The organism is Allobosea lupini, assembly GCF_900109525.1.
GTDB classification, from domain to species: Bacteria; Pseudomonadota; Alphaproteobacteria; order Rhizobiales; family Beijerinckiaceae; genus Allobosea; species Allobosea lupini.
The window spans coordinates 169,360-190,110 of sequence record NZ_FOAN01000002.1 but is presented as its reverse complement, the minus strand read 5'-3'; the positions used below and the strand labels follow the sequence as shown (position 1 = coordinate 190,110).

Below are 20,751 nucleotides of genomic sequence, written 5' to 3'. Positions count from 1 at the left end.
AGGGCGGCGTTCCGGAAATTCGTGAGGGTTGGGTCGGCTCAGACGAACTGGCCGAGGCCCGGGATCGCGCCGACGATCGCGCCCATGGTGTCCTCGCCTGCCTTCTCGCGACCGACCGCGAACATCTCCTTCGAGACACTCTGGATCTGGCCCATCGACAGGCCGGCCCCCATCAGCTGGCCGCCGAGCGCCATCACGCCGCCGCCACCACCCATCAGGCCGCCGATCGCGCCCATCAGGCCGCCCTTGGCGCCGCCTTCGGCCTCGGCCAGCTCCTGCGCACCCGGCAGCGCCGCCATCAGCTGGCCGATCTCGGCCGCGGGACCTTCCTTCTGCAGGAACGCGAGGATGATGCCGATCGCCTTCTTCGCCAGCGTCTCGTCGAGGCCGGAAGCGGCCATGATGCGGGAGATCAGTTCTTCCATCGTGCGGTCCTCTTATGACGAGCTTGCTGGTGCTCTCAAGATAGTTTACACATAAACTATCTCGGATGGAAGCGATCTTCACGCTTCCGCCCAACGTTTCGGTTCGCTACACCCTGTCTACGACCTTATGGCAACGAAACAGGCGCGACCATGGCGGATGACGGCACGATCCTGATCGGCAAGAGCGAGAAGCCGGAGGTGCTGCTGCTCAAGCTCGCCAACCGCCACGGGCTGGTGACCGGCGCTACCGGCACCGGCAAGACCGTGACATTGCAGGTTCTGGCGGAAGGTTTTGCCAGGCACGGGGTGCCGGTCTTCGCCGCGGACATCAAGGGGGACCTGTCCGGCATCGCCGCGCCCGGCAATTCCAAGCCGCCCTTCGTCAAGCGCGCCGAGGAGCTCGGGCTGAAATACGAGCCCGACCAGTTCACCACCGTGTTCTGGGACGTGTTCGGCGAGCAGGGCCACCCGGTCCGGGCAACGATCTCGGAGATGGGGCCGCTTTTGCTGGCGCGCCTGCTCGACCTCAACGACACGCAGGAGGGCGTGCTCAACATCGCCTTCCGGATCGCCGACGAACAGAAGCTGCTGCTGCTCGACCTCAAGGACCTGCGCGCGATCCTCGCCTTCATCGCAGAGAACGCCCAGGAGCTGACGACCAAATACGGCAACGTCACCTCCGCCTCGGTCGGCACGATCCAGCGCGCTCTGCTCGTGCTGGAGAACCAGAAGGGCGACCTGTTCTTCGGCGAGCCGGCGCTCGACATCAACGACCTGATGAAGACCGATCGCGACGGCCGCGGCATCGTCAACATCATGGCCGCCGACAAGCTGATGGCCAATCCCAGGCTCTACGCCACCTTCCTGCTCTGGCTGCTCTCTGAACTGTTCGAGCAGCTGCCCGAGGTCGGCGACCTCGACAAGCCCAAGCTCGTCTTCTTCTTCGACGAGGCGCATCTGCTGTTCAACGGCGCGCCCAAGGCACTGCTGACCGCGGTCGAGCAGGTCGTGCGCCTGATCCGCTCCAAGGGCGTCGGCGTCTACTTCGTCACCCAGAACCCGCTCGACATCCCCGACACTGTGCTGGCCCAGCTCGGCAACCGCGTCCAGCACGCGCTGCGCGCCTTCACCCCGCGCGACCAGAAGGCGGTTCGGGCTGCCGCGGAGACCTTCCGGCAGAACCCGAAGATCAACACCGAGCAGGCGATTACCCAGCTCGCTGTCGGCGAGGCCCTGGTTTCGACGCTGGAAGGCAAGGGCTCGCCGACCATGGTCGAGCGCTGCCTGATCGCTCCGCCGATGGCGCAGGTCGGTCCGATCACGCCGCAGGAACGGGCGCAATGCATGCGCGACTCCGGCTTCACCGGCAAATACGACACCATGGTCGACCGGGAGTCGGCCTATGAGGCGTTGATGAAGCGCAAGGGGATGAATGCCGAGGGCTCGCCGGTCGAGGCCTCCACGGACGGTGGCGGCGGCATCCTCGACACGATCGGCGGCTGGCTCGGCGGCCCGAAGGAGCGCCCGAAGACCGGCCCGGGCAGCCGCGGCGGGCCGCTGCCGCAGAGCATGGCCGAGAAGATCATAACCTCGGCGGCGCGCTCGGCCGCGACCTCGATCGGCCGGCAGGTCGGCAACGCGATCTTGCGCGGCGTGCTCGGGAGCCTCACCGGCGGGCGGCGGTAGCGCGCACAGTTGCCGCATCTGGTAATTGTCATTCAGGTGCATTACATTTTGCTCCTGAAGGGAGTTTCCGCATGGCCTCGAATGCCTTGGTGCAGGCGCGTATCGACGCCGACGTAAAGGACCGCGCGACGGCGGTCCTTGAAGGGATGGGGCTCACCGTCTCGGATGCTGTGCGCATTCTGCTGACCCGCACGGCGAACGAGGGCGCATTGCCGCTCGAGCTCGTCAGCACCAGCGATGCACATGATGCCTGGTTCCGCGCGAAGGTGCTGCAGGCCCTGGCGGATGAACGCTCCGACATCGATGACGCCGAGGCCGAAGCCCGCTTCGCAGAGCGGCGCGCGGCCGCCTATCGCAAAGCTGGTGGCAAGGCGTGAGCAGGCTGGTCTGGGGGCCATTCGCCCTGGCCGATCGTGACGAGATCTTCAGCTATATCGAAGCCGATAGTCCGAAGGCAGCTGCGGAGGTCGATGAACGGATTGCCTCTGCGGCGCGTCGGCTGCTTCGGTTTCCAGAAAGTGGCAGGCCGGGCAGGGTCGCCGGCACACGCGAACTGATTGTTCCGCGCACGCCCTATATCGCGGTCTATGCGGTGACTGCCGACAAGATCCGCATTCTTCGCGTCCTGCACGGTGCCCGGATGTGGCCTGATGACATGGATGAGGCGTAGGACGCTTTCACGATGCACGCCGCCATGCGCACGGACGGCTGGCATCCGGCGCGCGACTGGGCATGATGGCGCCACCGGAATCAGCCTCCAGTGAGCGCCATGTCCCAGCTTCCCGCCGTTCTCTCCCGCCTCGATGCCGATCTCGACGCGTCGCTGGCGCGCTTGTCCTCCTGGCTCGAAATCCCTTCGATCGGGACCGATCCGGCCTTCAATGCGCAGACGCGCCAGGCAGCAGAATGGCTGCGCCTTGATCTGGAAGGCCTCGGCTTCAAGGCCGAGCTGCGCGAGACTGGCGGCCATCCGGTCGTGCTGGCGCATCGCCCCAAGCCCGGCGCGCCGCATGCGCTGTTCTACGGCCATTACGACGTCCAGCCGGTCGATCCGCTAGAGCTGTGGGACAACGATCCGTTCAAGCCGGTCGTCAAGGAGATCGAGCCGGGGCGCAAAGCGATCCTCGCGCGCGGCGCCTGCGACGACAAGGGGCAGGTGATGACCTTCATCGAGGCGATCCGGGCCACGCTCGCCGAGACCGGCGACCTGCCGATCGGTCTCACCATCCTGGTCGAGGGCGAGGAGGAATCCGGCTCGGTCAACCTGCCGGGCTTCATCAAGGCCAATGCCGCCGAGCTGAAGGCCGATTTCGCGCTGGTCTGCGACACCGGTATGTGGGACCGCGTCACGCCGCTGATCACCTCGACCCTGCGCGGCATGGTCTATCAGGAGGTGCGTCTGAGCGCCGCCGACCGCGACCTTCATTCAGGCCTGTTCGGCGGTGCAGCCGCCAACCCGATCCATGTGCTGACCAAGATCGTCGCCGAAATCCATGACGAGACCGGCCGGATCACGATCCCCGGCTTCTATGACGGCGTGCACGAGCCGAGCAATGCACAGAAGGCCGAATGGGCCGATCTCAACCTGACCGAGAAGGAATTCCTCGGCCAGATCGGGCTGAAGCACTCGATCGGCGAGAAGGGCCGCATGCTGATCGAGCAGATCCAGTCGCGCCCGACCTGCGACGTCAACGGCATCTGGGGCGGCTATACCGGCGAGGGCTCGAAGACCGTCATTCCGGCCAAGGCCTCGGCCAAGGTCTCCTTCCGCCTCGTCGGCGACCAGGACCCGGAGAAGATCGCGGCGGCCTTCCACCAGTTCGTGCGTGAGCGCCTGCCGGAGGATGTGACTGCCGAGTTCATCAGCCATTCCGGCTCGCCGGCGCTGGCCGTGCCGGTCGATTCACCCGTCCTGCAGAAGGCGCGCAAGGCGCTGGCCGAGGAGTGGGGCGGCCGCGTCGTCTCGATCGGCAGCGGCGGCTCGATCCCCGTCGGCGGCGACTTCAAGCGCACGCTCGGGCTCGATACGCTATTCGTCGGCTTCGGCCTAGACGACGACCGCGTCCATTCGCCGAACGAGAAGTACGATCTGTCCTCCTTCCACAAGGGCCAGCGCTCCTGGGCCCGCATCTTGCAAGAACTCGCCTCATGAAATCCGTCTGTGTCTTCTGCGGCTCGAGCCCGGGCCATGATCCCGTCCATGCCGAAGGCGCCCGCGCCATGGGCACGGCCATCGCCCGGCGCGGCCTGACGCTGGTCTATGGCGGTGGCGCCGTCGGCCTGATGGGCATCGTCGCCAATGCCGCGCTCGAAGCCGGCGGCGAGGTCCATGGCGTGATCCCGCGCGCGCTACGCGAGAAGGAGGTCGGCCACAACAAGCTGACCCGGCTCGAGGTGGTCGAGACCATGCACATCCGCAAGGCTCGCATGGCCGAGCTTTCCGACGGTTTCATCGCCATGTCCGGCGGCATCGGTACCTTCGAGGAGATTTTCGAGATCTGGACCTGGAGCCAGCTCGGCATCCACGGCAAGCCGCTCGGCTTCCTCAACATCGACGGCTTTTACGACGCCCTCGGCGTGTTCCTCGACAACACCACCAAGGCTGGCTTCATGTGGCAGGCCCATCGCGACATGGCGATGATGGAGACCGATCCGGCGGCGCTGCTCGACAAGATGGAAGCCTACAAGCCGCAGACCCAGATCAAATGGGTGGAGAAAACGGAGGTTTGATTGCATTCCGTAGGATAGGAATTTTGTCCTTGACATCGTGACGCTGATCGGGTAGAGATCAGGAACGCTCACGAAGTGTGCCTGAGACGAACGAAGCCGCCGCGCTCCCAGCCGGCGGCTTTTGCATGTCCGGGCCGAGCCGAGGTTTCCGATGACCGACGATGGTGACGAGACCGCCCCGGTTCGGCCGGCGGCGAAGCGCAAGCCTGCACCGCGTGGCCGCAAGGCCGTGATCGGCAAGCTCTGGAAGGCGGCGCAGACGCAGCTCGAAGCGCATGAGGCGCATCTGGCCGAACTGCCGGCCGGCGCCGCCGCGAGCGAGACGGACGCCAAGACGCTGGCGACCCTGGCTCGCACCGTGCGCGAGCTTGTCGCGCTGGATTCTGCCGCAGCGGGGGAGGAAGGAAAGTCCGAGGATGAGCCCAGTCCCGCCGAAGGATTGCGCAGGGTCGAAGAACTCAGAAGCGAGCTTGCTCGACGCTTGGTTGGCCTTGCCGCTGAGCATCCGGATATGGGCCGGGCAGCGGGGGCTGCAGACGTTCGGAGCGGAGCTGCTGAAGATCTATGAGTGGGACTGGGCTCGCTGGGCGCGCCCGGATCAACTTCCGCCGCAAGGCGATTGGTTCAGTTGGCTGGTCATGGGTGGCCGCGGTGCCGGCAAGACACGAACCGGTGCCGAGTGGGTGCGCGGCATGGCTCTGGGGCGATCGCCTTTCGCCATAGAGCCCGTCGGCCGCATCGCCCTCGTCGGCGAGACACAAGCTCAAGTCCGCGACGTGATGATCGAGGGCGTCTCCGGGCTGCTGGCGATCCATCACCGCTGGGAGAAGCCGGTCTGGTCGCCATCGCGGCGCCGGCTCGAATGGGGCAATGGCGCGATCGCGCAGGTCTTCACCGCCGAGGATCCGGAAGGACTGCGCGGGCCGCAATTCGGCGCCGCCTGGTCCGACGAATTGGCGAAATGGCCGAACCTTCAGGAGACCTGGGACATGCTGCAACTCGGCCTGAGGCTCGGTAACCAGCCGCGTCAGGTGGTGACGACGACGCCGCGGCCACTGCCGCTGATCAAGCGCCTGCTCGATGATCCCAGAGTCGCCATCAGCCGGGCGGCGACCCGGGCCAACCGCTTCAACCTGGCGCAGAGCTTCCTCGATAGCGTGCATCAGGCCTATGGCGGGACGCGGCTCGGCCGGCAGGAACTGGAAGGCGAGATCGTCGAGGAAAGCGCCGATGCGCTCTGGAGCCGGGCCCTGATCGAGGAATGCCGCGAGCGCGAGGAGCCGCCGCTGGCGCGGATCGTCGTGGCGATCGATCCGCCGGCCTCCTCGTCGAAGCGGGCCGATAGCTGTGGGCTCGTCGCGGCCGGCATCGATCGCGACGGCCTCGGCCATGTACTGGCGGATGCAACGCTCGCCGGCGCCAGGCCGCATGAATGGGCGCAAGCCGCCGTCGCGCTCTATCGCCGGCTGGAGGCCGACGCGCTGGTCGTCGAGGTCAACCAGGGCGGCGAGATGGCGACAAGCGTCATCCGGGAGGTCGATCCGGGCGTGCCGGTAACGCCGGTTCGGGCCTCGCGCGGAAAATTCCTGCGGGCCGAGCCGGTTGCGTCGCTCTATGCGCAGGGCCGGGTACGGCACGCTGGCGCCTTTCCCGCGCTGGAAGACGAGATGTGTGATTTCGGCCCGACGGGGCTGAGCTCCGGTCGCTCGCCTGACCGGCTCGACGCGCTGGTCTGGGCCCTGACGCATCTGATGCTCGGGCCGAAGGGCCGGCCGCGGGTGAGGGGACTCTAGCACCCACCTTCGCAACAACAGCGAGAGACCCATGCTCAATTTCCTTCGCAACCTGCGCGGCCCTGCCGCGCCGGAACAGAAGCGCTCGCGTGTCGGGCCGCTGATCGCCCTGCAAGAGGCCGGCCGCCCGGTCTGGACGCCGCGCGACTATGGCGCCCTCGCGCGCGAGGGCTATCAGCGCAATCCGGTGGTGCATCGCTGCGTCCGATTGATCGCCGAGGCGGCGGCGCAGACCCAGCTCATCGCCAAAGTCGATGGGCGCGAGATGCCGGAGCATCCGGCGCTGGCGCTCACCGAGCGGCCCAATCCGCGCCAGGGCGGCATCGCCTTCCGCGAGATGCTCTACGGCCATCTGCTCGTCGCCGGGAATGCCTATGTCGAGGCGGCGAGCATCGGCCGCGAGCCGCGCGAGCTCTATGCGCTCCGGCCCGACCGGATGCGGGTGGTGCCTGGCCGCGACGGCTGGCCGGAAGCCTACGACTATACGGTTGGCGCGCAGACCATCCGTTTCCGCCAAGACGAGGGCGCGCTGCCGCCGATCCTGCATCTGTCGCTGTTCCATCCGGTCGACGACCATTACGGCCTCTCGCCGATCGAGGCAGCCGCCTGCTCGCTCGACGTCCATAACGCTGCCGGCGCCTGGCACAAGGCGCTGCTCGACAACGCGGCCAGGCCCTCCGGCGCGCTGGTCTATGACGGGCCGGAAGGCGGCACGCTGACCGAGGCGCAGTTCGAGCGGCTGAAGCAGGAGCTGGAAGACGGTTTCCAGGGAGCGCGCAATGCCGGGCGCCCGCTGCTCCTCGAAGGCGGGCTCGACTGGAAGCCGCTGTCGCTGTCGCCGGCCGAGCTCGACTTCGTCGCCGCCAAGGGCGTCGCTGCGCGCGAGATCGCGCTCGCCTTCGGGGTGCCGCCCTTGCTGCTCGGCCTGCCTGGCGACAACACCCATGCCAATTTCGCCGAGGCCAACCGCGCCTTCTGGCGCCAGACGCTGATCCCGCTGGTCAGGCGCACGGCGCAGTCGCTGGCGCAATGGCTTGGCCCCGCCTTCGGCGATGCGCTCGTGCTCGAGCCCGATCTCGATGCGGTCGAGGCGCTGGCGGACGAGCGGGAATCGCTCTGGCGGCGGGTCTCCGCTGCCGGCTTCCTCAGCGAGGACGAGCAGCGCGAGGCAGTCGGCTATGGCCGCCGGGAGGTGCCGTCGTGAACGCGTTCGACGCAGCCGCGGCAGGGATCGTCGCACGCGGCGATCTTGGCCATCTCGCCCTGCTGCTCTGGGCCTTCTGCGCCTCGGGGCTCGCGCTGTTTTCCCTGCGCGAGCTGATCGCCGCCAACCGGCGCTTCGACGAGTTCGTCCGCGAACTCGCCCGGTTCAATGCCCGCTATGAAGGAGGGGATTCATGAGCAAGACCGGTGGCAAAGCGCCGCCCAGGCCGGCTCCGGCAACCGTGAGATCGGGCGCGGCCGCGCCGCGCCCCGGCCGCCAGCCGCGCGAGGTATTCGGCCGCTTCTTCGAGACGCTGGGACAGCTCGATACGAATGGTCGCGGCGGGCGGGGAGGGGTGCGATGACAGCCGTTACGCCCCGCTATCCCGCACTGGCGCGCGAAGCCAAGTTTCTGGCGCAGCCGCTGGCCCGGATCGAGTCGGACGGTGCTTTCGAGGGCTATGCCAGCCTGTTCCGCATCGCCGATCTCGGCAAGGACGTGGTGGAGCCCGGCGCGTTTCGCGACAGCTTGGCCCGCCGCGGCGCCGGCGGCATCCGGATGCTCTGGCAGCATGATCCGACACAGCCGATCGGCCGCTGGCTCGAGCTGCGCGAGGATTCGCGCGGCCTTTATGTCCGCGGCCGGCTCTCGCTCGCCGTGGCGCGAGCCCGCGAGCTGCATGCGCTGATGCGCGACGGCGCCGTCGACGGACTCTCGATCGGCTTCCGCTCGCAGCGCACTCGCAACGAGCCGCGCAGCGGCCTGCGCCGGCTCGAGAAGGTCGACCTCTGGGAGATCTCGCTCGTCACCTTCCCGATGCTGCCGCAGGCAAGGGTCAGCGCCGTCAAGGCGTTGCGCACCCCCTGCCGTGCCGCCTTTCCCTGAAGATTAACCTGAAGCCGCTTGAACCACAGGAGATTCCATGACTGCGCTGAACCAGGCTCCCGAGACGAAGGCGACCGGCGAAACCGCCGCCATCTATGACGATCTGCGCTATACGCTGGAGGCCTACCGCGCCACCAATGACGAGCGTCTGGCCGAGCTCGAAACCCGCATGGGCGGTGACGTGCTGACGGGCGAGAAGCTTGCTCGCCTCGATGATGCGCTCGACGAGACCCGCCGCCGGCTCGACCGGCTGAGCCTCGACAGCCGCCGCCCGGCGTTGGGTGCGAGCGAGGAGCGCGATCCGGCCGTCGCCGAGCACAAGGCCGCCTTCGCGGCTTACGTCCGCCATGGTGAGGCCACCGGGCTGAAGCGGCTCGAGGCAAAGGCGCTCTCGGCCGGTTCCGGCCCGGATGGCGGCTATCTCGCGCCGTCCACGGTCGAGGGCGAGATCCTGCGCCGCCTCGCCACCGTCTCGCCGATCCGTTCGATCGCCACGGTGCGCACCATCTCGTCCGGCACCTACAAGAAGGCTTTCTCGACCACCGGCCCGGCTTCCGGCTGGGTGGCGGAGACGGCGGCGCGTCCGCAGACCGGCACGCCGACGCTGGCCGAGCTCTCCTTCCCGGCGATGGAGCTCTACGCCATGCCGGCGGCGACGCAGACCCTGCTCGACGACGCCATCGTCGACATCGACCAGTGGATCGCCGAGGAGGTCGAGAGCGCCTTCGCCGAACAGGAAGGCGCCGCCTTCGTCACCGGCGACGGCGTCGACAAGCCCAAGGGCTTCCTGGCCTATCCGACGGTTGCGGATACAAGCTGGAGCTGGGGCAATATCGGCACGCTCAAAACCGGTGTCGCCGGGGCATTCGCTGCCTCCAACCCGTCCGACATCCTGGTCGATCTCGTCTATGCGCTGAAGGCGGGCTATCGCCAGAACGCCAGCTTCGTGATGAACCGCAAGACGCAGGCCGCGGTGCGCAAGTTCAAGGACTCGACCGGCCAGTATCTCTGGCAGCCGCCGGCCGCTGCGGGCGCCCAGGCGACGTTGCTCGGCTTCCCGGTCGTCGAGGCCGAGGACATGCCGAACGTCGCGACGGACTCGGTCTCGATCGCGTTCGGCGACTTCCGCCGCGGTTATCTCGTCGTCGACCGGGCGGGCGTGCGCATCCTGCGCGATCCCTATTCCGCCAAGCCGCATGTGCTGTTCTACACGACCAAGCGCGTCGGCGGCGGCGTGCAGGACTTCGCTGCGATCAAGGGGCTGAAGTTCTCGGCCTGAGTGCCCGTTTCGGCTGCGTCAGCGGCCGAACCACCAGCTGTAGCTCGCGCTCGGGCGTGCGTTCTCGCCCGCCTGGCGCGGCTCGTCGCCGTAGTTGAGCAGGCGTTCGCTCGCCTCGGCGATCCAGGCGCGATGATCGTTGATCGGGGTGATCGCGGTGAAGCCGCCGCAGATCATCTTGACGCGGGAGCTCAGCGGCCCGCTCGACCAGGAAACGATGCCGACGAGATCGCGCGATCCGGGCGGGCCACGCAAGACCGGCCCGCCGGAATCGCCGCGGCAGGCGCCGGCACCGAGGATCTCGCCACGGTTCTCGGTATCGACCGCGACCTTGACCGTGTTGGCGGTAGTGTAGTTGCCGGCGTTGACCAGGGTGACTTCGCGCAGCGTGCGCGCGGACTTCTTGTTAGTCTCCGAGGCGAGGCCGAAGCCGGCCATGGTCACGGTCTCGCCCTGCCACAGGCCGCTGCCGAGCGTCAGCGGCTGGATGTCGGCCGGCAGCGGCGTGGCGAGGCGCAGCAGCGCGAGGTCCGCACCCGGCTGGGTGCGTGGCGTCGTGCCGGGCACGAAGGTCGGGTGCGGCAGTACGGCCGCGACGGCATGCGTGCGGTTGCGGAAGCGCTTGTCGAGGCTGATCACGCGGACCGATCCGCCGGTCATCAGGCAATGCGCCGCCGTCAGCACGAGTTCGGAGGAGATCGCAGCGCCCGAGCAGAGCTCGCCGCGGCTGGTCTCGACCCGCAAGGTCGAGGCGCGCACGCCGTCGACTGCTCGGGACTGCACGCCGCCGATCACCGCTTGGGCCGGCGCAGTCATCTGCAGGCCCGCGCAAAAAGCGATTGCGACAGTCGCGGCGCACTTCGAAGAGGTCATGGTCGAGGCCATCATTGCCATGGTGCCAGTCTAGGGTTTGCTGCGGCGCAGTCCAGTGCTCTTCGCAGCGCCGCCTATCAAGGTGTGCGGGTCCAGTCGGCGCTCTCGCCCCAGCCGGCCAGCGTCCGGTCGATCCAGGCGCGTTGCGGCGCGACCAGCACGCCCTGGCTGAGCAGGCCGCATTGCTTGCCGGACGGGCCGGTCGACCAGCTGGAGACGGCGACGACGCCGTCCGAGCCTGCGACGATCGGTCCACCTGAATCGCCCTGGCAGGCGCCGGCGCCCGGCCGCTTGCCGCCGGTCGCAGGGTCTGACGCCCACAGCAGGATCTTGCCGGGGCCGTAGGGCTCAACGGTGGCGAGTGCGGCCGAGCGATAAGTGCCGGTCGTCTTCGCATCACCCTCGCGGCCGACACCATAGCCTGACAACGTCACCGGCGAGCCGGCGCGCGGCAGGCCGCCATCGACGAGCGTCGCGGACGAGAAGCGCGCCGGCAAAGGCGCGCCGAGCCTGACCAGGGCAAGGTCGATCGAGCGCTGCCGGTTCGTGACGGATTTGGCGTTGAACTCGGGGTGCAGCGCGATCGCCGCCGGCTCGACCAGCATCGGCTCGCCGCCTTCGCGCCAGTGGATGCGCAGATCGACGCGGGAGTCGGCGCAATGGGCGGCGGTAAGGATGGCGCGGCGTGACAGCACGATGCCGGTGCAGACGCCGCCGCGCGCATTGAGAACCATCACGGTCGCGCCGGCGACAGGCCCGCCTTCGCGCCCACCGACCACGGCCGAGGCCGGCCGGGTCGCGGCAAATGCCGCCGTCAGGGCCATTAGTCCAATCGCCGTTCTGACACGCATCGAGCCGTCTCCGCTGTCGGGCCGGGCTCGATAGCGCATCGGCGGCGCCGATCAAACCGGAAAAGAGGAGAGGCCATGACGCCGATTGCCCTGACGCCGCCGGCCATCGAGCCGGTCTCGCTGTCGGAAGCCAAGGATTTCCTTCGCATCCTCACCGCTGACGAGGACGAACTGCTCGGCACTTTGATCACGGCGGCCAGACTCATGGTCGAGGCGGCGTCCGGCCGTCTGCTGATCGAGCAGGTCTGGCGCATCGTCCTCGACGCCTGGCCGCAGGGTGGCGATATACGCTTGCCGCTCTCGCCGGTGCGCAGCCTCATGGCGGCACGCGTCTATCCCGCGAGTGGTCCTTCAGAAGCTGTTGTATCGTCTTCGCTGACGCTGGCCGAAGGCTCCGACCCGCCGCTGATCAGGATTGCAGGTCCGGTCCCGGCACCCGGCCGTGCCCATGCTGCGATCGAGATCGATCTCGTCGCCGGCTTCGGCCCGACGCGTGATACGGTGCCGGCGCCGCTGCGACAGGCGGTGCTTCGGTTGGCCTGCCGCTGGTTCGAGCATCGCGGCGACGTGGTCAGCCGCGATGCGATGCGGCTGCCGGCCGAGATCGCTGCGCTGGTCGCCCCGTTCCGCCGCGTGAGGCTGTGATGACCAGGGAGGTCGGTAAAGGCCGCCCTGTCGGTGCCTTGCGCCGTCGCCTGCTGCTGGAGGCGCCTGTCGAGACGCCGGACGGCGCAGGCGGGCGGCTCATCGGCTTCGAGACCGTCGCTGCGGTCTGGGCCCAGGTCGAATGGCTTTCGGGGAATGAACGCTGGCGCGGCGAGCGGCCCGAGCAGGCGGTGAGCCACCGCATCACCCTGCGCTGGCGTGTCGGCGTCGATGCCGGCCAGCGCCTGCGGGATGGCGGCCAGGTCTTCGACATCCGCGCGGTCGGCGATCCCGATGGCGGCCGCCGGCGCCTGATCTGCCTGGTCGAGGAGGTCCGCCGATGAGCGACGCCATCCTGCCGCTGCGGCGCGCCGTCCATGCGCATCTCTCGGTTGACGCCGAGCTGACGGCGCTGATCGGGGCCGGCCGCATCCATGACGAGCCGCCGCGCGCCGCGAGCGGACTCTACGTCGTCCATGGCGAGGTCGCAGCCGAGGATTGGTCGACCGGGAGCGATCGTGGCTGCGAGCAGAAGCTTTCGCTCGTCGTCTGGGCCGGGGAGAGCGCCTCCTCGCGCAAAGCGCTCGAGGCAGCGGCACGCATAGTCGCGAGCCTCGAAGGCGCAGTGCTCGTGCCGGAGGGCCACCGGCTGGCCAACCTGACCTGGCTGTCCTCGAAGCTCGCCCGCGATCCCAAGACCCATCTGCCGACGGTGACGCTGACCTTCCGAGCCGTCACCGACGCGCTCTGACCTCCAAGAAAGGACCGCCCATGCCTGCCCAGAAAGGCAAGGACCTCTTGCTCAAGGCCGCCGATGCCGGCGGCAGCTTCGTCACCGTGGCGGGCCTCCGCGCCCGCCAGATCGCCTTCAACGCCGAGGCGGTCGACGTCACCCATGCCGAGTCGGCCGGGCGCTGGCGCGAATTGCTGGCCGGGGCCGGCATGCGCCGCGCCAGCATCAGCGGGGCTGGCATCTTCAAGGACGAGGCCTCGGATGCGCTGGTGCGCCAGATCTTCTTCGACGGCGCTATCCGCGACTGGCAGGTGATCGTGCCGGATTTCGGCGTGATCACCGGGCCGTTCCAGCTCTCGACGCTCGAATATCGGGGCGACCATGCCGCCGAGGTCACCTTCGAGCTGTCGCTGGAATCGGCGGGGCAGCTCTCCTTCACGCTCGCCTGAGGAGAGGGGGCGCATGGTCAATCGCTACAGGGGCGAGGTCGCCCTGATGGTCGAGGGGCGGGCGCTGCCGATGCGGCTCACCCTCGGCGCGCTCGCCGAGCTCGAGGATGCGTTCTCGGTCGAGAACCTGCCGGCATTGGGTGAGCGCTTTGCGGCTGGCCGGCTCTCGGCCCGCGACATCACGCGCATTCTTGCTGCGGGCTTGCGCGGCGCCGGCGGCACGCTGGCCACGGACGAGGTCGCGGCGCTCCCCTTCGACGGCGGGCTCAACGGCGCCATCGCCGCGGCGATCGCCTTGCTCGACGTCACCTTCGCTCCGGCAGGCGAGCGGGCGGAGGTCCGCCCTCCGTCGCCGCCGGTGGCTTGAGGGCTCCGGCGGCTCCCTTCCCCTGGCACGAGGTGATGGCCTTCGGTCTCGGGCGCCTGTGCTGGACACCGGATGCCTTCTGGGCGGCGACCCCGCGCGAGATTCTTGCCGCGGTCGAGGCCCATCGGCCTGCCGAGGCGGGCGAGCCGCCGTCACGTACCACGCTGGATGCCCTGATGCGGGCTCATCCAGACCCCGCTTCCCGCAACGACGAATGAAGGTGCTCAGATGGCTGACGAAGACGATTCTTCCTCTTATCCCTCTTCCTTCGACGTCGGTGGCCTGCGCTCCCTCAACACGCTGACCCAGAGCCTGAGCAAGTCGGCGCAGGCCTTCGGCAAGTCGATCACCAATGCGTTCGCCAGCGGGATCATCGAGGGCAAGCGCTTCGAGGACGTGCTGCGCAGCATCGGCACCTCGCTGAGCCAGACCCTACTGAAATCGGCGCTGAAGCCGCTGCAGAACACGATCTCGAGCTGGCTCGGTTCCGGCGTCAACAGCCTGGCAGGGCTCTTCACCGGCGGTGCGGGAGGCGGTGGCGGCAGTACGCCGGTCTCCTTCTTCGCCGATGGCGGCGTTGTCGCGTCACCATCCTACTTTGCGATGGGGCGCGGGCTCGGGCTGATGGGAGAACGCGGGGCCGAGGCGATCATGCCGCTGTCGCGCGGCCCCGATGGCAAGCTCGGCGTGCGGGCCGGCGGTGGCGGCGATCGGCGCCCAGTCAGCGTCACCGTCCAGGTCTCGACGCCCGATGCCGACAGCTTCCGCCGTTCCGAGGCGCAGGTCTCGGCGGCGATCGCGCGGGCCGTGGCGCGCGGCAACCGCGCGCTCTGACACCCGCAGCATGACAGGACAGGGAGAGGCGTCATGAGCGGCTTCCATGAGGTGCGCTTTCCCGCGGGGATCGCGCGCGGCGCCCGCGGCGGGCCGGAGCGGCTGACCCAGGTGGTGACGCTGGCTTCGGGCCGCGAGGTCCGCAACAGCCGCTGGGCCCAGTCCCGCCGGCGCTACGATGCCGGCTTCGGCATCCGGACGCTCGATGCCCTGGCCGAGGTCGTCGCCTTCTTCGAGGAGCGGCGCGGACGGCTCTATGGGTTCCGCTGGCGCGACCGGCTCGACTGGAAGAGTTGCGCCCCGTCGGCGACACCTGCGGCGAGCGACCAGCAGATCGGGATCGGCGACGGCGCCACACGGGTCTTCCAGCTCTGCAAGCTCTATGGCGGCCTGCACGCGCCCTATGTCCGCCGCATCACCAAGCCGGTCGCGGGAACGGTGCTGATCGCCGTAGACGGCGTTGCGAAGCCGCAGCCGGCGGTCGTCTCCTGCGACCACGCGAGCGGGCTGATCACTTTCGCCGTCGGCCATGCTCCGCCGGCTGGCTCTGTCGTGAGTGCCGGCTTTGCCTTCGACACTCCCGTTCGCTTCGACACCGATGCGATCGAGGTCGACCTGTCGGCCTTCGAGGCCGGCGACATCCCCAGAATCCCGATCGTCGAGATCGCCGACTGAAGGCTTCGCCATGCGGACATTATCCCCCGGGCTCGCCGCGCATGTCGCCGGCGATGCGACCACGCTGTGCCGGTGCTGGAGCCTGACGCGCCGCGACGGCGCAGTGCTTGGCTTCACCGATCACGATCGCGATCTCTCCTTCGACTGCATCCTGTTTCGAGCGAACGCCGGCCTGGAAGCCGCAGAAGCCAGCTCGGAACTCGGCTTTGCGACCGGTGGCGGCGAGGTGATCGGAGCCCTGGCGGCGAGCGGCCTTAGCGAGGAGGACCTGTCGCGTGGCCTCTATGACGATGCCCGCGTCGCGCTCTGGCTGGTGAATTGGGTCGATCCGAGCCAGCGTACCTTGCTGGAGACCGGTTTCGTCGGTGAGGTGAAACGCAGCGACAGCAATTTCACCGCGGAGGTCCGGGGTCTCGGCAAGGCTTTCGACGAGGAGCGCGGCCGGCTCTACACCGCGGGCTGCTCCGCCGATCTCGGCGATGCCCGCTGCGGCGTCCTTGCGCTTCCGGCGCTTGGAACGGTCTCGGTGACCGATGGTCGGCTCACGATCACGGCGCCGGTCCTCGGCAGTTTCCAGGACGGGCGCTTCAGCGGGGGACGGCTGGTTTTCGAGTCGGGTCAGAACGCTGGCTTTTCCACGGAGATCCGCAGCCATCGCAATGCCGACGGCGCCGTCATCCTGCAACTCTGGCAGGCGGCGCCGCGCCCGATCGCTGTCGGTGATCTCTTCACGGCACTCCCCGGCTGCGACAAGCGCTTCGCCACCTGCCGTGACAAATTCGGCAATGGCGTCAACTTCCGCGGTTTCCCGCATCTGCCGGGCAACGATTTCATCATCGGCGGCACGGGGGCAGGCGACCCCGGCGCCGGGCCGTTCGACGGCGGGAGCCTATTCCGATGACCGGCGCACATGCGACACGGGCGCGTGTCATCGCAGCGGCGCGTGGCTGGCTCGGCACGCCCTACCACCATCAGGCCTCGCTCCGCGGAGTCGGCTGCGATTGCCTCGGCCTGGTGCGTGGCGTCTGGCGCGATCTCTACGGCAGCGAGCCGGAGCCGACGCCACCTTATTCGCCTTATTGGGCACAGCAGGGCTCGGGCGAGACGCTGGCAGAGGCTGCGGAGCGTCATCTGATCCCGGTCAAGCCGCAGGAGGCCCGTCCCGGCGACATGCTGCTCTTCCGCTGGCGGGCGCATCTGCCGGCGGCGCATTGCGCCGTCCTGACCGAGCCGGACCGCATCCTGCACGCCCATGACGGCGCCGCAGTCGGCGAGACCGCCTTCACCGGCTGGTGGCGGCGCCATCTCAGCCATGCCTTCGCCTTTCCGGAGCTCGACGTCTGATGGCCACGCTTGTTCTGCAGGTCGCCGGCTCGGTACTGGGCGCCGCCGTCGGCGGCCCGTTCGGTGCCATGATCGGCCGTTCGCTCGGCGCGATCGCCGGTGCGAGCCTCGACCAGAGCCTCTTTGGCGGGGGCGGCGGCACGCGCATCGTCGAAGGCCCGCGCCTCAAGGAGATCGACGGCCTCGCTTCGACCGAGGGCGCGCCGATCCCGCGCATCTATGGTCGGGCCAGGCTGGGCGGTCAGCTGATCTGGGCGACGCGCTTCGAGGAAGAGGTGACGACCACTGTCACCCGCACCAAGGCCGGAGGCAAGGGCGGGCAGAAGGCGCAGAAGACCTACGAGACCACTTACAGCTACTACGCCAATCTCGCGGTCGCGGTCTGCGAGGGGCCGATCGCTTTCGTGCGCCGCATCTGGGCCGATGGGCGCGAGATCGATTTCAACACCGTCGCGCTGCGCATCCATCGCGGCTTCGAGAACCAGGAGCTCGATCCGCTGATCGCGGCCAAGGAGGCCGGCGCTGCTCCGGCCTATCGCGGCACGGCCTATGTCGTGTTCGAGCGCTTCCCGCTCGCCGACTACGGCAATCGCGTGCCGCAATTCTCCTTCGAGGTGGTGCGCGCGGTGCCGGGCCTCGGCCAGATGATCCGGGCGGTCACGCTGATCCCCGGCGCGAGCGAATTCATCTACCAGCCGACCCTGGTCAATCAGGAGCCCGAAGCCGGCGTCACCGTCGCCGAGAACCGGCATCAATTGCATAGCGCCACCGATATCGATGGTGCGATCACACATCTGCTGGCGCTTTGCCCGAACCTGCGGCGCATCTCCCTTGTCGTCAGCTGGTTCGGCGACGATCTGCGGGCGGATCATTGCACCATCGCCCCGCGCGTCGAGATCGCCGACAAGAATACGCCGGACACGCCCTGGTCGGTCGCAGGAGTCGACCGGACGAGCGCGCGCCTCGTGAGCCAGTCGAGCGGCAAGCCGGCCTATGGCGGCACGCCCTCGGACGAGAGCGTGATTGCGCTGATCCGGCGGCTTCGCCATGTCTACGGGCTCGAAGTGGTGCTCTATCCCTTCGTGATGATGGATGTGCCCGCCGGCAACGCGCTGCCCGATCCACATACCGGCAACGCCTCGCAGCCGCCCTATCCCTGGCGTGGCCGGATCACCTGTTCACCGGCTCCGGGCCAGTTCGGGTCACCCGACGGCACGCCGATCGCGACCGGGCAGATCGCGAGCTTCCTCGGCTCGGCCACGGCTGCGGATTTCTCGCTCGACGGCGACCGGATCGTCTGCGCGCGGCCCGGCGAGTGGAGCTTCCGCCGCGCTGTGCTGCATGCCGCGATGCTCGCCAAGGCGGCCGGTGGCATCGAGGGCTTCATCATCGGCTCCGAGCTGGTCGGACTGACGCGGGTGCGCAGTGCACCGGGTTCCTATCCGATGGTTGCGGGCCTGGTTGCGCTCGCGGCCGAGGTCCGCTCCATCCTGCCGCCGCCGACCAAGCTGACCTATGCCGCCGACTGGACCGAATATGGCGCCCATGCGACCGATGGCGGGCTGGAGGTGCGCTTTCCGCTCGATCCGCTCTGGGCCAGCGTGCATATCGACGCGATCGGCATCGACTATTATGCGCCGCTCTCCGACTGGCGCGACACGCCGGATCATGCCGATCTTTCCATCGCCCGCGGTCCCGCCGATGTCGATTATCTGCGCCATCGCCTGACCTCGGGCGAAGGCTATGACTGGTACTATGCCAGCCTGTCGGCCCGCTACGCGCAGACGCGCCTGCCGATCACCGACGGCGCCTTCGACAAGCCCTGGATCTTCCGCCCAAAGGACCTGCCGAACTGGTGGTCGAACCCGCATGTCGAGCGCTTCGCAGGTTTCGAGATCGGCGCGACCGGCTGGTTGCCCGGCTCGAAGCCGATCTGGCTGACCGAAATCGGCCTGCCGGCCGTCGACAAGGGCGGCAATTCGCCGAACGTCTTTCCCGACCCGAAATCGATCGATGGCGGCTATCCGCATTTCTCGACAAAGGCGCGTGACGATCTCGTCCAGGCGCGCGGTATCGAGGCGATCCTGTCGGGCTTCGACCCCTCGCTTCCCGGTTTCGATCCACAGCGCAACCCGAGCTGGCTTTCGCTCGGCCCGCGCATGGTCGATCCGGCCAACATCTTCGTCTGGACCTGGGACGCCAGGCCGTTCCCCGCTTTCCCGGACCTGACCTCGGTTTGGGCCGACGGAAGCAATTACGAGACCGGCCACTGGATCAACGGTCGCCTGGAGGGGGTGACGCTCGATCGGCTGGTCCGGACTATCCTGGCCGATTACGGCCTGCCGGCGCCGGACGAGCTCGCCATCGACGGCTTCGCCGACGGCTATGTCCTGGATCGACCGATTTCCGCGCGCCAGGCGCTCGAACCGCTGGCCCAGGCCTTCGGCTTCGATGCCGTCATCTCGTCCGGCAGGCTCGCCTTCCGTGGCCGCGCCGCGACGATTGCCCGAGCGTTGTCGGCGGATGACCTTGTGCTCGATCGCAACGGCCAGCCTTTCGAATTGCGCCGCGCGCAGGAGAGCGAACTGCCACGCGAGTTGCGCCTCGTTCATATCGACGGCAATAACGACTACCGCCAGGCGACGGCGCGCTCGCGCCGCCTTGCCGGGGCCGCGCGGCGGGAAAATGCCGTCGAGCTCCCGATGGTCACGCGCCGGGCCGAAGGGCAACGGCTTGCCGATCAACGGCTGCAGGAGATCTGGGCCGGCCGCGAAACGCTCGAACTGGATCTGTCGCCGCGTTGCATCGACCTCGAGGCGGGCGACGTCGTCTCCCTGGAGGTGGCCGGCCAGCCGCGCCTGTTCCGGCTGACGCGCATCAGCGATGGTCCGACGCGGCGCGCCGATGCGCGCTCGGTCGAGCCTGCGATCTATCGCGGTGCGGCGTCGGGAGCGGCAGAGACACGCCTGCCGAAGGTGACGCCGCGGATCGCCGGCCGGCCGGATGCACTGATCCTCGACCTGCCGATCGTGCGGGACACGCCGCCGCCCTTGCAATCCCTCGCAGCCTTCGCCGATCCCTGGCCCGGCGGGCTTGCGATCTGGCGCGCCACCGATGGCATGCCGTTCGCCTTGGCTGGCATCGTCGCGGCCCCCTCGATCATGGGCGAGACCTTGACCACACTGAGGCCCGGTCCCCTCTGGCGGACCGATCGGCATGCCTTCGTCGATGTCCGCCTGCGTGGTGGTGGTCTTGCCTCGGTCGCAGCGGAAGAGGCGCTCGCCGGCGCCAACGCGCTCGCCTTCATCGATCCTGCCGGGCAGGTCGAGATCGTGACGGCGGCGCGGGTCGAACTGATCGGCGCACGGACATTCCGGCTGTCGCAGATGGTGCGTGGGCTCGGCGGTTCGGAGGTGGCGGCGGCACGGACATTGGCGGCTGGAGCGCGCGTGGTTGTCCTCGACGGCGCGGCGGTCGCGCTGACCACGAGCCTCGACGATGTCGGCCGGCATCTGCGCTACCGGATCGGGCCGCCCAATGCCGATGTCGCGTCGGCCTCGATGCGCGAGCTCTCCGCCACTGTCGGAACAGCAGCGCTGCGGCCACTTGCCCCGGTGCGCCCGCGCGCCAGGCGCCTGCCGTCCGGTGTCGCCTTGAGCTGGGTTCGGCGCAGCCGCGTCGGCGGCGATTCCTGGGAAGCGGTCGAGGTCCCGCTGGGCGAGGAGATCGAGCGCTATCGCGTCACGATACGCGCCGGCGACGAGGTCATCAGGATCATCGATGTCGGCGCACCGACGATGCTCTATGAAACCGCCCAGGAACTCGCCGATTTCGGCAGCGTCCAGGCTGTGCTGGACGTCGAATTGGTGCAACTCAGCATTGTTGCGGGTGTCGGCCTTTCCCGGCGTGGACACATCGCCGTGCGCTGAGCTAGCCTCACGCCGATGTTCATGGCGCATTCACGCATGCCGGGCTAGC

General features: G+C 68.5%; 26 protein-coding genes. 23 read left to right on the top strand and 3 right to left on the bottom strand.

What is annotated here, in order from left to right:
- Positions 1 to 38 precede the first annotated feature (38 nt).
- The gene (locus BMZ21_RS06420; RefSeq protein WP_091831043.1) at positions 39 to 425 is read right to left on the bottom strand and encodes a hypothetical protein; all 387 of its coding nucleotides are present in this window, start codon (positions 423 to 425) and stop codon (positions 39 to 41) included.
- Positions 426 to 575: 150 nt separating this feature from the next.
- Between BMZ21_RS06420 and BMZ21_RS06415 the strand changes: the two genes are divergently transcribed.
- The 12 genes from BMZ21_RS06415 to BMZ21_RS06370 all read left to right on the top strand — a co-directional run bounded on the left by BMZ21_RS06415 (position 576) and on the right by BMZ21_RS06370 (position 10,002).
- A complete protein-coding gene (locus BMZ21_RS06415; protein WP_091831041.1) occupies positions 576 to 2,111 on the top strand; it encodes a helicase HerA-like domain-containing protein in 1,536 nt (511 codons plus the stop codon).
- Positions 2,112 to 2,182: 71 nt separating this feature from the next.
- Positions 2,183 to 2,488 carry a type II toxin-antitoxin system RelB/DinJ family antitoxin gene (locus tag BMZ21_RS06410; RefSeq protein WP_091831039.1) on the top strand — a complete coding sequence of 102 codons (306 nt, stop codon included), beginning with the start codon at positions 2,183 to 2,185 and terminating at the stop codon, positions 2,486 to 2,488.
- Positions 2,485 to 2,781 (top strand): type II toxin-antitoxin system RelE/ParE family toxin, encoded by a 297-nt coding sequence (locus BMZ21_RS06405; protein WP_091831037.1) that lies wholly within the window; start codon positions 2,485 to 2,487, stop codon positions 2,779 to 2,781. The genes BMZ21_RS06410 and BMZ21_RS06405 overlap by 4 nt, the downstream gene beginning before the upstream one ends.
- Before the next feature lie 99 nt (positions 2,782 to 2,880).
- Entirely contained in the window at positions 2,881 to 4,263 is a 1,383-nt protein-coding gene (locus BMZ21_RS06400; RefSeq protein WP_091831035.1) for a M20/M25/M40 family metallo-hydrolase, read from the top strand.
- Complete coding sequence (locus tag BMZ21_RS06395) at positions 4,260 to 4,841, top strand: LOG family protein (protein WP_091831033.1); 582 nt, start codon at positions 4,260 to 4,262, stop codon at positions 4,839 to 4,841. The genes BMZ21_RS06400 and BMZ21_RS06395 overlap by 4 nt, the downstream gene beginning before the upstream one ends.
- A gap of 151 nt (positions 4,842 to 4,992) precedes the next feature.
- Entirely contained in the window at positions 4,993 to 5,409 is a 417-nt protein-coding gene (locus BMZ21_RS30760; protein ID WP_425285412.1) for a hypothetical protein, read from the top strand.
- A complete protein-coding gene (locus BMZ21_RS06390; protein ID WP_425285411.1) occupies positions 5,312 to 6,634 on the top strand; it encodes a DNA-packaging protein in 1,323 nt (440 codons plus the stop codon). The genes BMZ21_RS30760 and BMZ21_RS06390 overlap by 98 nt, the downstream gene beginning before the upstream one ends.
- 31 nt (positions 6,635 to 6,665) lie before the next feature.
- Entirely contained in the window at positions 6,666 to 7,838 is a 1,173-nt protein-coding gene (locus BMZ21_RS06385; protein WP_091831028.1) for a phage portal protein, read from the top strand.
- A complete protein-coding gene (locus tag BMZ21_RS06380; protein ID WP_091831026.1) occupies positions 7,835 to 8,035 on the top strand; it encodes a hypothetical protein in 201 nt (66 codons plus the stop codon). The genes BMZ21_RS06385 and BMZ21_RS06380 overlap by 4 nt, the downstream gene beginning before the upstream one ends.
- Positions 8,032 to 8,202 carry a hypothetical protein gene (locus tag BMZ21_RS30280; RefSeq protein WP_167561555.1) on the top strand — a complete coding sequence of 57 codons (171 nt, stop codon included), beginning with the start codon at positions 8,032 to 8,034 and terminating at the stop codon, positions 8,200 to 8,202. Before BMZ21_RS06380 ends, BMZ21_RS30280 begins: the two co-directional genes overlap by 4 nt.
- Positions 8,199 to 8,723, top strand: a complete 525-nt coding sequence (locus BMZ21_RS06375) for an HK97 family phage prohead protease (protein WP_091831024.1) — start codon at positions 8,199 to 8,201, stop codon at positions 8,721 to 8,723. The genes BMZ21_RS30280 and BMZ21_RS06375 overlap by 4 nt, the downstream gene beginning before the upstream one ends.
- A gap of 37 nt (positions 8,724 to 8,760) precedes the next feature.
- Complete coding sequence (locus BMZ21_RS06370) at positions 8,761 to 10,002, top strand: phage major capsid protein (protein WP_091831022.1); 1,242 nt, start codon at positions 8,761 to 8,763, stop codon at positions 10,000 to 10,002.
- Positions 10,003 to 10,020: 18 nt separating this feature from the next.
- On the opposite strand, the gene BMZ21_RS06365 is transcribed toward BMZ21_RS06370, so the two are convergent.
- Positions 10,021 to 10,818, bottom strand: a complete 798-nt coding sequence (locus BMZ21_RS06365; protein WP_244543726.1) for a S1 family peptidase — start codon at positions 10,816 to 10,818, stop codon at positions 10,021 to 10,023.
- Positions 10,819 to 10,952: 134 nt separating this feature from the next.
- The gene (locus BMZ21_RS06360; RefSeq protein WP_091831020.1) at positions 10,953 to 11,726 is read right to left on the bottom strand and encodes a S1 family peptidase; all 774 of its coding nucleotides are present in this window, start codon (positions 11,724 to 11,726) and stop codon (positions 10,953 to 10,955) included.
- Between the two features lie 75 nt (positions 11,727 to 11,801).
- Between BMZ21_RS06360 and BMZ21_RS06355 the strand changes: the two genes are divergently transcribed.
- The 11 genes from BMZ21_RS06355 to BMZ21_RS06305 are packed head-to-tail and all read left to right on the top strand — an operon-like array spanning position 11,802 to position 20,702.
- Positions 11,802 to 12,371: a head-tail connector protein gene (locus tag BMZ21_RS06355; protein ID WP_091831018.1), complete on the top strand. Its 570-nt coding sequence runs from the start codon at positions 11,802 to 11,804 to the stop codon at positions 12,369 to 12,371.
- Positions 12,371 to 12,715 carry a phage head closure protein gene (locus BMZ21_RS06350; protein ID WP_091831016.1) on the top strand — a complete coding sequence of 115 codons (345 nt, stop codon included), beginning with the start codon at positions 12,371 to 12,373 and terminating at the stop codon, positions 12,713 to 12,715. The genes BMZ21_RS06355 and BMZ21_RS06350 overlap by 1 nt, the downstream gene beginning before the upstream one ends.
- Positions 12,712 to 13,122, top strand: a complete 411-nt coding sequence (locus BMZ21_RS06345; RefSeq protein ID WP_091831014.1) for a DUF3168 domain-containing protein — start codon at positions 12,712 to 12,714, stop codon at positions 13,120 to 13,122. The genes BMZ21_RS06350 and BMZ21_RS06345 overlap by 4 nt, the downstream gene beginning before the upstream one ends.
- Before the next feature lie 20 nt (positions 13,123 to 13,142).
- Positions 13,143 to 13,553, top strand: coding sequence for a phage major tail protein, TP901-1 family (locus BMZ21_RS06340; RefSeq protein ID WP_091831012.1), 411 nt, complete (start codon positions 13,143 to 13,145; stop codon positions 13,551 to 13,553).
- Positions 13,554 to 13,566: 13 nt separating this feature from the next.
- Positions 13,567 to 13,920 (top strand): gene transfer agent family protein, encoded by a 354-nt coding sequence (locus tag BMZ21_RS06335; RefSeq protein WP_091831010.1) that lies wholly within the window; start codon positions 13,567 to 13,569, stop codon positions 13,918 to 13,920.
- Complete coding sequence (locus BMZ21_RS06330) at positions 13,917 to 14,138, top strand: phage tail assembly chaperone (RefSeq protein WP_280141467.1); 222 nt, start codon at positions 13,917 to 13,919, stop codon at positions 14,136 to 14,138. Before BMZ21_RS06335 ends, BMZ21_RS06330 begins: the two co-directional genes overlap by 4 nt.
- A 10-nt stretch (positions 14,139 to 14,148) precedes the next feature.
- Positions 14,149 to 14,754, top strand: coding sequence for a phage tail tape measure protein (locus BMZ21_RS06325; protein WP_244543725.1), 606 nt, complete (start codon positions 14,149 to 14,151; stop codon positions 14,752 to 14,754).
- Between the two features lie 33 nt (positions 14,755 to 14,787).
- The gene (locus BMZ21_RS06320) at positions 14,788 to 15,429 is read left to right on the top strand and encodes a DUF2460 domain-containing protein (RefSeq protein WP_091831007.1); all 642 of its coding nucleotides are present in this window, start codon (positions 14,788 to 14,790) and stop codon (positions 15,427 to 15,429) included.
- A gap of 10 nt (positions 15,430 to 15,439) precedes the next feature.
- Positions 15,440 to 16,330 (top strand): DUF2163 domain-containing protein, encoded by an 891-nt coding sequence (locus BMZ21_RS06315; protein WP_091831005.1) that lies wholly within the window; start codon positions 15,440 to 15,442, stop codon positions 16,328 to 16,330.
- Entirely contained in the window at positions 16,327 to 16,773 is a 447-nt protein-coding gene (locus tag BMZ21_RS06310; protein ID WP_091831003.1) for an NlpC/P60 family protein, read from the top strand. Before BMZ21_RS06315 ends, BMZ21_RS06310 begins: the two co-directional genes overlap by 4 nt.
- Positions 16,773 to 20,702, top strand: a complete 3,930-nt coding sequence (locus BMZ21_RS06305) for a baseplate multidomain protein megatron (protein ID WP_091831000.1) — start codon at positions 16,773 to 16,775, stop codon at positions 20,700 to 20,702. Before BMZ21_RS06310 ends, BMZ21_RS06305 begins: the two co-directional genes overlap by 1 nt.
- Positions 20,703 to 20,751: the final 49 nt, after the last annotated feature.

Excerpts from the sequence above, each read along its gene's own strand:
- BMZ21_RS06375 (WP_091831024.1), top strand. The coding sequence starts at position 8,199 with ATGACAGCCGTTACGCCCCGCTATCCCGCACTGGCGCGCGAAGCCAAG.
- BMZ21_RS06365 (WP_244543726.1), bottom strand. The coding sequence starts at position 10,818 with ATGACTGCGCCGGCCCAAGCGGTGATCGGCGGCGTGCAGTCCCGAGCA.
- BMZ21_RS06395 (WP_091831033.1), top strand. The coding sequence starts at position 4,260 with ATGAAATCCGTCTGTGTCTTCTGCGGCTCGAGCCCGGGCCATGATCCC.
- BMZ21_RS06325 (WP_244543725.1), top strand. The coding sequence starts at position 14,149 with ATGGCTGACGAAGACGATTCTTCCTCTTATCCCTCTTCCTTCGACGTC.
- BMZ21_RS06415 (WP_091831041.1), top strand. The coding sequence starts at position 576 with ATGGCGGATGACGGCACGATCCTGATCGGCAAGAGCGAGAAGCCGGAG.
- BMZ21_RS06410 (WP_091831039.1), top strand. The coding sequence starts at position 2,183 with ATGGCCTCGAATGCCTTGGTGCAGGCGCGTATCGACGCCGACGTAAAG.
- BMZ21_RS06315 (WP_091831005.1), top strand. The coding sequence starts at position 15,440 with ATGCGGACATTATCCCCCGGGCTCGCCGCGCATGTCGCCGGCGATGCG.
- BMZ21_RS06345 (WP_091831014.1), top strand. The coding sequence starts at position 12,712 with ATGAGCGACGCCATCCTGCCGCTGCGGCGCGCCGTCCATGCGCATCTC.
- BMZ21_RS06320 (WP_091831007.1), top strand. The coding sequence starts at position 14,788 with ATGAGCGGCTTCCATGAGGTGCGCTTTCCCGCGGGGATCGCGCGCGGC.
- BMZ21_RS30280 (WP_167561555.1), top strand. The coding sequence starts at position 8,032 with ATGAGCAAGACCGGTGGCAAAGCGCCGCCCAGGCCGGCTCCGGCAACC.
- BMZ21_RS06350 (WP_091831016.1), top strand. The coding sequence starts at position 12,371 with ATGACCAGGGAGGTCGGTAAAGGCCGCCCTGTCGGTGCCTTGCGCCGT.
- BMZ21_RS06335 (WP_091831010.1), top strand. The coding sequence starts at position 13,567 with ATGGTCAATCGCTACAGGGGCGAGGTCGCCCTGATGGTCGAGGGGCGG.
- BMZ21_RS06370 (WP_091831022.1), top strand. The coding sequence starts at position 8,761 with ATGACTGCGCTGAACCAGGCTCCCGAGACGAAGGCGACCGGCGAAACC.
- BMZ21_RS06305 (WP_091831000.1), top strand. The coding sequence starts at position 16,773 with ATGGCCACGCTTGTTCTGCAGGTCGCCGGCTCGGTACTGGGCGCCGCC.
- BMZ21_RS06360 (WP_091831020.1), bottom strand. The coding sequence starts at position 11,726 with ATGCGTGTCAGAACGGCGATTGGACTAATGGCCCTGACGGCGGCATTT.
- BMZ21_RS06340 (WP_091831012.1), top strand. The coding sequence starts at position 13,143 with ATGCCTGCCCAGAAAGGCAAGGACCTCTTGCTCAAGGCCGCCGATGCC.
- BMZ21_RS06355 (WP_091831018.1), top strand. The coding sequence starts at position 11,802 with ATGACGCCGATTGCCCTGACGCCGCCGGCCATCGAGCCGGTCTCGCTG.
- BMZ21_RS06400 (WP_091831035.1), top strand. The coding sequence starts at position 2,881 with ATGTCCCAGCTTCCCGCCGTTCTCTCCCGCCTCGATGCCGATCTCGAC.
- BMZ21_RS06420 (WP_091831043.1), bottom strand. The coding sequence starts at position 425 with ATGGAAGAACTGATCTCCCGCATCATGGCCGCTTCCGGCCTCGACGAG.
- BMZ21_RS06310 (WP_091831003.1), top strand. The coding sequence starts at position 16,327 with ATGACCGGCGCACATGCGACACGGGCGCGTGTCATCGCAGCGGCGCGT.
- BMZ21_RS30760 (WP_425285412.1), top strand. The coding sequence starts at position 4,993 with ATGACCGACGATGGTGACGAGACCGCCCCGGTTCGGCCGGCGGCGAAG.
- BMZ21_RS06385 (WP_091831028.1), top strand. The coding sequence starts at position 6,666 with ATGCTCAATTTCCTTCGCAACCTGCGCGGCCCTGCCGCGCCGGAACAG.